Raw genomic sequence first — 11,842 nt, 5'->3', positions numbered from 1 at the left:
CGTGTCCTCGGCCGTGCCGTCCGCATCCGTGAACACCACAGCGGCAGGGATCACCTCATACGGGGTCGCCTTGAACGTCGCCGACCACTCCGAGACTGCCCCGGACTTCAGGACATAATCAGTCTTCGCTTTAGCGGTCACCCTCACAGCGCCGGCTCCCGGATAAGTCCCGGCCGCAACAACCGTCTCCCCCACCAGGTACTCCACACCCTCAGCGGCGGGAATCACGTACGTGTCCTCGGCCGTGCCGTCCGCATCCGTGAAAACCACGTCAGCCGGCTCCACCTCGTAGGGCGTTGCCTTGAACGTGGCCGTCCACTCCGAAACTGCCCCGGCCTTGACAACGTAATCAGTCTTCGCTTTGGCAGTCACCGTCACAGAGCCGGCGCCCGGATAGGTCCCGGCATCCCTGACCTTGTCACCCACCAGGTACTCCACACCATCAACGGCGGGAATTACATACGTGTCCTCGGAGGTGCCATCCTTATCCGTGAACACCACAGCGGCAGGGATCACTTCATACGGGGTCGCCTTGAACGTCGCCGTCCACTCCGAGACTGCCCCGGCCTTGAGGACATAATCAGTCTTCGCTTTAGCGGTCACGGTCACAGCACCGGCTCCCGGATAAGTACCGGCCGGAACAACCGTCTCCCCCACCAGGTACTCGACACCCGCAACGGCGGGGATCACGTACGTGTCCTCGGCAGTGCCGTCCTCGTCCGTGAACACCACGGCCGCAGGGACCACCTCGTAGGGCGTTGCCTTGAACGTTGCCGTCCACTCCGAGACTGCCCCGGCCTTCAGGACATAGTCAGGCTTCGCTTTGGCAGTCACCGTCACAGCGCCGATGCCCGGATGGGTCCCGGCCTCAACGACCTTGTCACCCAGCAGGTACTCCACGCCGTCGGTCGCAGGGATGACGTACGTATCCTCGGCAGTGCCGTCCTCGTCCGTGAACACCACGGCAGCAGGGACCACCTCGTAGGGCGTTGCCTTGAATGTTGCCGTCCACTCCGAAACTGCCCCGGCCTTCAGGACGTAATCAGCCTTCGCCCTGGCGGTCACAGCCACCTCGCCCGTGCCCGGATAAGTACCGGCCGGAACAACCGTCTCCCCCACCAGATACTCCACGCCGTCGGTCGCAGGGATGACGTACGTATCCTCCGCGGTGCCGTCCTCGTCCGTGAACACCACGGCGGCAGGGACCACCTCAAACGGGGTCGCCTTGAACTTGAAGGTCCACGAGGCGGCGGCGCCGTCCGCCAGCACGAAGTCGCGCTGCGCCTTCGCCGTTACAGTGACCTCGCCCGTGCCCGGGTAAGTGCCTGCGGGCACCACGGTGCTGCCTACGAGGTAGTCAACGCCCTCGAGGAATGGAATCGTATACACATCGTCCGCGGTGCCATCCTTGTCCGCAAACACTACAGCCGCCGGCGAAACAGTAGTCGTGGTGACGATCTTGACGCTTCCCAGGCTCTGGAATCCGGAGAATCGGTTTCCCACCGTGTCAGTTAAAGGGTAAAGAGTGACGTTCCAAGTGCCTGTGGCAGATCCTGGAGGAATGGTCATCGAGCGCTGCCAAGAACCATCGGTCGCCGTGCCCGAGACCAACGTCATTGACCCGAATCCGTGGCTCTGGCCAGTGGCGTCATGGCCCAACGAAACGACAGGCGGTTGGGCACCCGTTTCATCAGTCAGCGCGAGGGTGACCGTGATTTCGGCCGGTCCGTCATCCAAGTTATGCGACAGCGGAGACACGGATGAACTTACTTTAACTGGACCAGACGTGTCGGACGGCGACCCGGTGATGGACACAGTCCCCAACGATTGAAAACCTGAATTGCGGTTGCCTAGGGTGTCCTCCAGCGGGTAAAGAGTTACGTTCCACGTGCCGGTGGCGGATCCTTGCGGAATCGTCATCGAGCGCTGCCACGTACCGTCCTTTGAGGACCCGGAGACCAACGTCATTGCGCCAAAACCCTGGCTCTGCCCGGTACTATCGTGGCCCAGGGTCACATATGGAGCCTGCACCCCCGTTTGGTCTATCAGCCGTACGCTGACCGTCACTGACGCTGGCCCGTGGTCCAGGTTGTAAGACGCTGGCGTGATCGAAGAACCCGCAAGCGTTGGTCCCGCCGTGTCCGAAGGGGTCCCGGTGAAGTTGATCGTGTCCAAGGTGTGGAACCCTGATGACTGGTTCCCGAGGCTGTCCTCCAAGGGGTACAACGTAGCGTTCCACGGTCCGGTAGCTGCGCCCTTCGGAATGGTTATCGTGCGCTTCCACGTGCCAAGCTTTGAGGTGCCCGAGACCAGCGTCATGGCGCCAAAACCGTGGCTCTGTCCCGTTGCTTCATGGCTTAAGACCACATGTGGTACGGTCACACCGCTCTGGTCCGAAAGTCGAAGCGTTATTGTGATCGTGGCAGGACCTTCATCGAGGTCGTGCGCGGGGGGTGAAACGGAAGAACTCGCGATCACAGGGCCATCGATATCGGGACCGGCCACGCTTATCACTCCGGCAGCCACATCAAGAGCCGCATTGGCGTTGACTAGTCCGGCCCCACAACCTTCCGGGCATGGGACTGGCAGGGGTCGAGATGTAGCCTTGAGCCGCGACTCAATGCTCGATGGGGTGATCATCCGACCAAATTGCCCAACCAGCAAGGCGGCGACTCCGGCCACGTGGGGCGCGGCCATCGATGTTCCTTGGGAATACGAGTACCCCTCAACACCAGGACTTGAATCTCCGCTGTTAATCGTGGACAGGACTCCGTCCGCCACCGATCGCGACATGTCACCACCGGGCGCAGTCACGTCAACAACTGAACCGTAGTTGGAGTAGGGCGCCCGGCCCCCGCCTCTGCCATTTGCGGCCACGGCAATAACATTTTGACAATTGGCCGGAGCGGACTCGTATGCCGGGCGGCCGTCGTTCCCTGCGGCGACGACAACGACTGAGCCCCTACCTTGTGCAATGTCTACGGCTGCTTGAAAGGTGTGCGAGCAGGTGCTTCGCCCACCCAGGCTCAGATTTATCGCTGCCGCCGGATTTAGGTTATCCGGCACCCCGGCTACAGCTCCACCTGCGGACCAGACGATAGCGTCCGCAATATCGGAAGTGTACCCACCGCAAGCTCCCAAGGCTCGAACCGGCAAGACTCTCGCATTCGGAGCTACGCCGGCGACACCTTTGCGATTGCCCGCAACGGCCGCCACCGTACCGGCAACATGCGTACCGTGCCAACTGGAGGTGCCTCCTCCATCGCCCGAACCGCATTGCCCAGCCGCAGTCCAGTCACCCTCATCCTGAGGGTCGGCATCCCGGCCGTCGCCATCGCGCGAAATTGCTGGAGCCGAAATCATGTCATAACCCGGGAGAACGTTGGCATCGAGGTCACTGTGCCGCGTGATACCGGTGTCAATTACGGCAACGATCGCACCGTCACCGCGACTGACATCCCATGCTCCGGGTACGTGCATTCCCACATTTTCATCCCACAGATCCCATTGAGAAGAAAAGTGAATATCGTCAGGGTTGGCAGCCGTAGGGCGCATGAGGCGGTCAGCCTCGACGTACTCTATGGCAGGGTCAGACTGCATCGTCTGGACCAGCCTAGACATTTCGGCGTCATTGAGATTTCGTTCGGACTTGACCACGCGCGCCCCGGCAGGAGTGGCCCGCACATCCTTGAGCCCGATGCCCGCCCTAGAGCCCGCGGCGGCATACGATCGTCCCCGCTCGACAGCACTCGTTCGCGCCTGCTCTTTGAATTTGACGATGATCTGGTCCGTCGGCGCGCTCACGGCCGCAGATGACATCAGGACGGCCGGCAATGCCAGGTCGTCCGCCACTGACGGAGGAGCGATTAGGCTCCCACCAACCAAAGCGGCAGCGGCTGCCAGAATTACATGTGAGAAAAACCGTGCTCGCGGCAGGTTAGCCAATCGGCCCGTCCTATTGGTCGTGCGTCGACCAAGACGGGCCTAAACGCGGATGGAGGTCGCGTCCCCCGCGTCCAGAATGAATTGTAGCCACAACTTCAACCTTCAAGCACCAGGCGCGAAGGAGGCCCCCGCAACCCGTCCACTTTCGGCCGCAGCAACAGCCTTGTACGCCCCGTTTCCGGCTGTTTCTACGCGCCGCCGGTCACTCTGTACAAGAAGCCGCGGAGACCGCCCTTGGGTCGGGCTTCTGCTTCCGGAACGGACGACGGCAGTGCCCATGCAAGGGGCGCCTATGCCGCTCGTAACAGGGTGGATATAAGCAACTGCTGTCGCAAGCCGCTGCATGGTGCCTCGCCGCGCCGCGACACGCCCGGTTCTCTTCCCCCGGAGCCCGTCATGCCCCACACTATGGTCAGGAGTCGTTCCCATCGCGGAAGGCAGGTCAACCATGGTCCCTCTCATCTCCCTTGCAGCTCTCATCGGCCCTCAGGAGCACAGGCCCGGAGCAAGCGTCCCCCGGCCCGTGGAGTCCGCGGATCTGATGGAACTGACGGACCTGTATCTCCGGTCGTACCATCCCGAAGCGGACCGCCTGGAGGCCGAAAAGGCAGCCAGCAGGATCAGCAGGATCTTCGCCGGGGCACACGGAACCCCCATCCCCCAGGCGTCCCTGGCGATAGTCAATGCGGTCGGTCAGATCACCGCGGCCATCCTGGTCACGGACCGCCATGTCGGCAGCGCCAACCCGGGAACGCCCTACATCGCGGAGCTTTTCACCCATCCTGACCACCGCAGGCAGGGCCTCGCCGAAGACCTCCTGCGCCGTGCCATGGATGTCCTGCACACGCTGGGACACAGGACCGTTGCCGTTACGGTGCACAGCAGCAACGCCCCTGCCATGGCCCTGTACCTGTCCAGGGATTTCCGCCGGCTCACGCGGCGGGGCGGGGACGACTGACCGGAGATCCGAGGACCTGCCGGCGGTTCACCACCGCCGCACAGTCATTCGGGGCCGCCGCCTGTTCCACTTTCACGGGACAGGGGAAGGTCCATGAACTCGTACAGCTCACGCCAGGCGTTATCCAGCCGCAGTTCGGCGAGGACGAGTTCCTCTTTGCCCTGATTGCCTCCGGCTTGGGCGCCCTCCCGCAGCGCCACGACTTCGTGGTAAAGCGCATCAACGCCATTTAACAGCCTCTTGAATTCATCGTCAGCCATGGCAAGAGACTAGCCGACTGTCAGCTCCATAGACACGGTTAAATCGCTACCGCTACCCGTCCACGATCGCGGCGGCAGTCACTGTAGAACCGCCGTGTCTCCGGCTCTGCGCATCCAGGGTGACCAGGTCCCGGTCTGCCCCCACCTTCGCGCGGCATGGCCATGAGCTCGCGGCGTACACCGGAGACTTGCGCCTCGAAAGCGTCCTTGCCCACGCGCGAGGATACGTCGTCGTTGTCCGTGATGATGCCGGCGCCGCAGCCCGTCAGCACGAGCGAGCAATAGCTGGCGATGACCTTTCATTGGCAGAAGCTCTCGGGCAGTGATCCTGTGCACCATGAGCCCGGCTCTGGCTCGGCCGGTATGACCTATCTGGAAACGGCAAGTAGGCCTGAACAGGTCCCCAAGGCTTCTTCTCGCGTAGTCAGAAAAGCTAACGCCGAATAACTGAGTACCCACGGCTTTCGACAAAGTGATCTCTACCAGTGAAGACGCGTAGGCTCCACGGTGGTTTCTCAAATCCCAAGGAAATAGCTTCTAGAGACGAAGATTTATGAGTTTTGGAGGCTCAGAATGTTGACTCCTGGAGCAGTCCACAGAATTCAGCGGAGCGCTGGCCAGGCCTATTCGCGCGGCGCCACCGCACTGCGCATGTCCGTTAGGTGGTGGCGCAGCCATGGGTGAGGATGGCGGAAATAGGGATCATGCGACATCGCGATCCGACACCGGCATAAAACGACGCGGGCTACTCAGATTCGGGACCTTATTAAGTGCGTTCACTGGTGCTTCCGCAATTTCCGCTATTCGTGCCAGCAGCGCGCACGCCGCCCCGGGCGACAAAACTGCACCTACCGCATACATTCCCACGTTCGAAAAGGGCGCCCCGCTAGGTGTGGCAACACTGGACTTGCAATCAAAGATCCCGTTTGTCCTACTCCCGGACCTTTCGGCCACCTTTGCCGGGAAGGACGCGACCGTCGGGGCTCTGGCGCTCCGCGCCCCCATCGTCCGTAGGGGCACGCTCGCCACGCGCCCGGCAGCCCCCGCCGCAGGTACGGAATGGATTCAGACCGACGCGGCGGGCGGAAACCTCCCCGGCACGCGGACGTATTTCGACGGCGGGGAATGGTCCGCGCAGACACCTGGCCAGATCGCTGGGGTAGGGTGCCAATCCAACAATTGGTTCACGAGCATGCCTGATCCAAACCCGTCCATCGCCACCATTGCCGTGACGCCGCACCCCGGCGGTGCCGGTGGCCTGATGCTCCAGCTCTTCCGACTCCGAAAGGACATCACAGTGGCATCCCTCGCACTCCGCAAAGGTGGCGGGACCGCGAACTACACACAAGCCCTGTATCGGCTGGACGGCACGACCCTGACACGCGTGGCCACTACCGGGGACCTGGCCAATCCCAACGTGGACAACAACATCAGGCGCGACCCGCTGCTTGCCCCTATTACGCTGACCGCTGGCACGACATACTACTACGCAGTGACCATCGGTACCGGAATTTTCCAGTATTACACCCGAAGCCAGGGGTCCATCCACTCGTTCACGATGATAGGCGCAGCCTTCGGGGACGCCACCGGCCTCTACCGGGCTGGGGCATTCCACCCCGCCCCGGCAAGCGTCGATATCACAGCCGGGACATGGTCTTACCTACAGAGCTCCCCCCTGCATTTCGGGCTGGCAAGCGTATGATCGCGATTGGCGTCCACGCACTCATGCACCTGCGCACACCCGCCGACCGTCCCGGTACTGCCGCCCGCATCGTGTCGGGGATTGGCCGGGCCGCCTACTCGCGGGAAGAATTTGTCTGGTCCACCATCCAGCCGGCTTCCCGCACCGCGTGGAGCTGGTCCGGGATTGACGCCTGGGTTAAGGACTGCGCAAGTGCCGGGCTGCGAATCTTCGGTATCCTCTGCAAACCGCCGCCGTGGGCAGTGGGAGGCGCGAACACAGACCAGTCGTGGCCGCGGCCACCGGCCACCGGCCAGGCAATTGCGGACTATGCCGCCTACTGCGGACAGGTTGCCGCACGATACGGGCCAGGGGGCACGTACTGGGCTGCTAACCCGTCAGTGAATTACTTGCCGGTGACCGAATTTGAAATCTGGAATGAACCCTATATGTTCGCCCCTTGGAAGGACTCGACTGGCGGGCAGTTGCCGGGCGACACGGACCTGTACGCCCGTATCGTGCTGGCCGCCGCAGCGGCGATCCATTCGGTCCCCGGCTGCAAGGTGTTCGCTGCGCTGGACACCGGCACGAACAACGCAGCCGTCGCCCCTGCCCCCTACGCTGGACCTTTCCTCGCCTACCCTGAGATTATCAACGCGATCGATGGGCTGTCAGTTCACCCCTACTCCGACCGCTGGTATCCGGCCGGGTATGATCCAAGCGGCACGCCACGGGCTGCCCCGGACGTCGAGTGGCGACGCAACTACTACTACACAGCGAAGCTGACGGACTTCCGTGCCCTACTGGCAGCCGCCGGAAGACCTGACCTGCCGGTCTGGATCACCGAAATCGGATACCCCACTCACACCGCCGGGACCGGCACACTACTCGGCACCACGCAGGCGCAGGCGGAACAACAGCAGGCCGCGCGGATTCATGCCCTGTTTGCCTACCTCCGCCGGAACTACGGCCTCGTCCAAGGACTGATCTTCTACACCTGGCAGACAATGCCGTGGCAGGCCGACATTCCCGGTTCGCCGAACTTCAATGCCGAGAACCCGGAGCACTTCTTCGGGCTGGTGCACAATGACGGCGTCGGCGGCTATGGGGATGGGACAACCTGCACGGTCAAGCCGGGTTGGACGGCATTCTGTGCTGAAGCTGCCAGGGGCATATGAGACCGGATATTTCCATAAAGGGGACTTTCAACGTTGAACTCGCATCTGGCGCTATCCAATTTTACCTGTTCAACCTGCCCGCTGACGTCCAGGATTCGATCACGTTCCCGGAAGGCTTACCGGTACCCATCCACGATCGCCGCAGCGATCTCCTTGTACGCCCGCCGGGTCTCCGGCTTCAGCACATCCAGGGTCACCAAGTCCCCGTCAGCCACTCCCCTGTCGTGCGGCACGGCGATGAGCTCGCGGCACATCCCGGCCAGGTGCTCCTCGATGGCGTCCTTGTCCACGCGGGACGAGACCTCGTCCTTGTCCGTGATCACGACGATCGCGTTGCGGGCCAGGTCCTCGTAGCCGTGGCTGGCGAGCCACTGCAGGGTGCTGCGGGCGCGCTTGGCACCGCTGACCGCATAGCCGGCGGCAATGATCAGGTTGTCCGCCGACTGCAGGATCCCGCTCATCGCATTGTGCGTCACACCGGTGCCGCAGTCGGTCAGCGCCACCGAGTAGTAGCTGGCGATGACCTTGCGGATCCGCAGGTACTCTTCCGCGGTGAGGGAGTCGGAGACCTCTGGGTCCTGCTCGCCGGCGATGAGATGCAGACGGCCGGAGTGGTGCATGTAGCGGGACAGCCCGGTGAGCGAATCGATGGAGTCGATGTTCTTGAGCAAGTCGGTGATCGTGCGCGGCGTGGTCTGCTGGTAGATGCCCTCGCCCAGGGCGCGTTCCACGAGGTCGCCGGAGTCCGGGTTCGCGTCGATGGCGCACGGCGGGTCGCCTCGGAATTCGGCGAGTGTGAGGCCCACGCCCACCGTTGTTGAGGTCTTGCCGATGCCGCCCTTGAGGCTGAGCACGGCGGTGTTGAAGCTGCCTTGAAGCTGGCGGGAGATGCGCCGGGCCAGCTCGTCCTCCTCACGCTCCTGCGCGCTCGGGCCCATGTTCCAGGAGCCACCGGTCACCCGGTACAGGAAGCCGCGGAAGCCGCGTTTGGGGCGGGGCTTCTGCTCGCGGACGAACGACGTCGGCAGTGCGGTGGCATCCGCCGTTGGCAGTTCCGGTTCGGGGGCAGATTCCGAGACAGACGACGCAGGTGCTGCTGCCGGCCTGCGGGCAGGCGCGGGCGGGGCGTCGGTCAGACCGTCCGCGGCAGCGGCCGCTTCGGCCCAGGAGGAGCTTCGGACCGGGAGTACGGGGACGGAACTGGTGTTGGGTGTCACAGTGTCAAAGGATCCTGTCCAGTCGTCGGAGTCGCTGCCGTCACGGCGGCGGGCACGGCGGCGTCGCAACCCGGGCTGCTCCGTGTCGGTGTCTGCTTCGGCTATCTGGTTATCCGCCGGTTTGGGCATGTTCGGTCCCCCAGGGCTCACAGCAATGTCCCGCTGCTTCTCGATTGGATAGGTTCAAACAGCAATTCTAGGTGCTGACGGACTCACCCCTGTCATCAGCCTCGAAGAAGGGCCGCCGCCACGACGGCGACCGTGAGGACCAGGAGTATCCCGAGGATTACGTAGCTCCACCACTTGGGGCGGCTGCGGTGGGGGTTGATGTCGATGTATGGCACGCCTACTTCACCCGCGCGGGGACGGAGCGCGGCACGGCGGGAGCCCCACGGCGCTTCACGCGCAGCAGCACGTAGAGGCCCGCAAATGGGATCAGGAGGCTGCCCAACAGGGCGCAGAGGGCAAAGATGAAGTCGGGAAGTGCCACGGTAAACCTCCGGGACGGTGAGACCTTCGACGCAACCGCATTGGGCTTTTGGCAACGGCGACAGTAGCTGACAATGAGATCCCCCATAGATCTGGGGTCAGACTACTTAGCAGTCACAGTGGCTGTCCAACCGAACACGCATTCGACAAAGAATTGTCACAGCGTCATCATGGCGCGACTGCGCCCCCGGGGGTCTACCTTTGGAGCGCCAGCACTACCACCAATGCCGTACCAAGCGCCAGAATTGCCAGTCCCACGTAGGCCAGCACCCGAAGCTGGCGGCGGCGGATCTCCCGCCGCGTGTCTCTGCCGTGTCGGTTGCCCCCATAAGCACTCATGCGGGGCACGCTAGCGGCACAAGCTCAAGAAAAGCTCAAGTCACACCCATTGTGACGCAGGTATGGCCCGCTAGTCAGATATTTTCGTTCACACTCGGCAAGTCGGCGGCGGGATGGACACGCGCAGCACGCCGTCCCTTCAGCCGGCCGAAGGACTGCAGGTGCGGTATTCCGCTGTGCCGTCCCGGGAGCGGGGCCAACGGCGCCACGGGCTGCCCGGAAACGGGAGCGTCCGAGCTCCGCTCCTGACGAGGCATGTCCTGCTGGTCGAGCCAGGACCGCTGGGGCATGGGGTCGTCGGCGATGATGTTCCGCTCGATAAACTGGCGGATCGAGTCGCGGATTCCGGTCTTCATGCACTCAAGCTAGAGTGAGTGCTTCCCGAACCCAAGAGTAGCCGGTACCTGTTTTTCAGACGCAGTCTCTACGGTGTACGCAGCCTCAGTGCTGTGGCCGCGTCTCCTGCAGGCGCTTGATGAACCAACGCGACTGTTCCGGACCATAGGGCAAGACCGGAATAGCCTTGGTGGCGTCGGACGGTGTGTCCCGGATGGACTGGCGCGCCTGCCGGACGGCGGTGGACATCGTGTCCGCCATGGTCTTGACGAAGCGGTCGCTGCACGGCTCGCCGTGGCCAGGGATGAGGAATTCGTAGCGGTGTCGCAGTGCGGAGAGGTGGCGCAGGGCGTCGGCCCATTCCTCCGGAAATGCGTCCTCAAAGGAAGGGTGCGCCCCCTGCTCCACCAGGTCGCCGGCATACAGCGTGGTGGTGGTGCCCACCAGCAGGTCCCCGTCGGTGTGCCCGCGGCCAAGGTAGATCAGCGTGGCCGTCTGTCCACCCAGATCTACGAGCACAGGCTGGTCCCGCACCAGTGCATTGGGCACCACCAGTTCTACGTTCAAGCCTTCACCGGCGGCCATTTCCGGCTCCAGATCCGCAACGGCGGCCCGCTGGGCATCACCATTCTCGCCGATTTCCTCGGCGCAGTTTTCGTGGGCCCAGAACTCAGAGGCACCGTCCTCCGCGAACACGGCGTTGCCAAAGAAGTGGTCGTAGTGCGCATGCGTGTTCACGACGACCAGGGGCAGCTGGGTCTTTTCCCGCACAGCGTCCAGGATCTCGCGCCCTTGCCGCGGCCCACATCCGGTATCGATAACCATGGCCCGTTCCGTGCCGATGATCAGGCCAGTGTTAAGCTTTGAACCTTCCGTCGTCAGCACATAGTTGTCCGTGCCGACCTCGAGCCATCGTGACATTCGTTCTCCGTACTTCTTGGGAGCATCTGCGGTCTTCAGGCCTCGATTCTACCCACGCGGGATCCCCAACTTCTCCGTATGCCATGGCCTCAGTCAGGAGAAGATCACCCCAGGTTCTTTTCGTATCTCATTGCAAACAGCCGGAAATACTCGGGCATTCATGGAGCGGCGGAGGAGAGTTGACCAATCGAAGTAATTGCATGTGTGTATTATTCCGCTGTGGCTACTAAACAACATGTGAACCATTGCGACGAATGCGGAAAGCAAACAAACCATGTAACTTCCTATCAGAAAGAAGGCCCCGCACTTGTGGCCATCGTTAAGTGCACCGAGCACCGAGACGTGATCGATTGACATTTGGACGCTCTGGTTGCGCCTAAGATAAATCCCGTGACTAGCAACCAGACCAATATTTTTGACCTTTCAGCCTCGTTCAAGGCGTATGACGTCCGCGGCATCGTGGGCGACTCCATCACGGCTGAAATAGTCGAAGCAGTGGGGGCCGCCTTCGTCGACGT

General features: G+C 62.6%; 9 protein-coding genes and 2 pseudogenes. 3 read left to right on the top strand and 8 right to left on the bottom strand.

All coding sequences use genetic code 11. The features are described from left to right. Positions 1-1,503, bottom strand: a pseudogene (locus tag AC3A3W_RS16580) (peptidase S8/S53 subtilisin kexin sedolisin); the annotation flags it as partial. Between the two features lie 1,104 nt (positions 1,504-2,607). Next, positions 2,608-3,480, bottom strand: a pseudogene (locus tag AC3A3W_RS16575) (S8 family peptidase); the annotation flags it as partial. A gap of 913 nt (positions 3,481-4,393) precedes the next feature. Here AC3A3W_RS16575 and AC3A3W_RS16570 point away from each other — a divergent pair. After that, positions 4,394-4,903, top strand: a complete 510-nt coding sequence (locus AC3A3W_RS16570; RefSeq protein WP_487444104.1) for a GNAT family N-acetyltransferase — start codon at positions 4,394-4,396, stop codon at positions 4,901-4,903. 44 nt (positions 4,904-4,947) lie between these two features. On the opposite strand, the gene AC3A3W_RS16565 is transcribed toward AC3A3W_RS16570, so the two are convergent. Further along, complete coding sequence (locus AC3A3W_RS16565; RefSeq protein WP_487444103.1) at positions 4,948-5,163, bottom strand: hypothetical protein; 216 nt, start codon at positions 5,161-5,163, stop codon at positions 4,948-4,950. A gap of 1,192 nt (positions 5,164-6,355) precedes the next feature. Between AC3A3W_RS16565 and AC3A3W_RS16560 the strand changes: the two genes are divergently transcribed. Both AC3A3W_RS16560 and AC3A3W_RS16555 read left to right on the top strand, forming a co-directional pair. After that, complete coding sequence (locus tag AC3A3W_RS16560; protein WP_487444102.1) at positions 6,356-6,865, top strand: hypothetical protein; 510 nt, start codon at positions 6,356-6,358, stop codon at positions 6,863-6,865. Beyond that, positions 6,862-8,022: a hypothetical protein gene (locus AC3A3W_RS16555; RefSeq protein ID WP_487444101.1), complete on the top strand. Its 1,161-nt coding sequence runs from the start codon at positions 6,862-6,864 to the stop codon at positions 8,020-8,022. The genes AC3A3W_RS16560 and AC3A3W_RS16555 overlap by 4 nt, the downstream gene beginning before the upstream one ends. Before the next feature lie 116 nt (positions 8,023-8,138). On the opposite strand, the gene AC3A3W_RS16550 is transcribed toward AC3A3W_RS16555, so the two are convergent. The 5 genes from AC3A3W_RS16550 to AC3A3W_RS16530 form a co-directional block, all read right to left on the bottom strand. Continuing rightward, positions 8,139-9,368 (bottom strand): MinD/ParA family ATP-binding protein, encoded by a 1,230-nt coding sequence (locus AC3A3W_RS16550; RefSeq protein WP_487444100.1) that lies wholly within the window; start codon positions 9,366-9,368, stop codon positions 8,139-8,141. A 217-nt stretch (positions 9,369-9,585) separates the two neighbouring features. After that, a complete protein-coding gene (locus AC3A3W_RS16545; RefSeq protein WP_487444099.1) occupies positions 9,586-9,729 on the bottom strand; it encodes a hypothetical protein in 144 nt (47 codons plus the stop codon). 194 nt (positions 9,730-9,923) lie between these two features. Continuing rightward, positions 9,924-10,067 (bottom strand): hypothetical protein, encoded by a 144-nt coding sequence (locus tag AC3A3W_RS16540; RefSeq protein ID WP_487444098.1) that lies wholly within the window; start codon positions 10,065-10,067, stop codon positions 9,924-9,926. 74 nt (positions 10,068-10,141) lie between these two features. Then, the gene (locus AC3A3W_RS16535; RefSeq protein ID WP_487444097.1) at positions 10,142-10,423 is read right to left on the bottom strand and encodes a hypothetical protein; all 282 of its coding nucleotides are present in this window, start codon (positions 10,421-10,423) and stop codon (positions 10,142-10,144) included. A gap of 85 nt (positions 10,424-10,508) precedes the next feature. After that, positions 10,509-11,324 carry an MBL fold metallo-hydrolase gene (locus AC3A3W_RS16530; RefSeq protein WP_487444096.1) on the bottom strand — a complete coding sequence of 272 codons (816 nt, stop codon included), beginning with the start codon at positions 11,322-11,324 and terminating at the stop codon, positions 10,509-10,511. Positions 11,325-11,842 lie beyond the last annotated feature (518 nt).

The sequence above is a fragment of the Arthrobacter sp. Soil_N43 genome, from assembly GCF_057655195.1.
The sequence above is the reverse complement of the archived record's forward strand: the minus strand, read 5'-3'. Positions and strand labels throughout refer to the sequence as shown.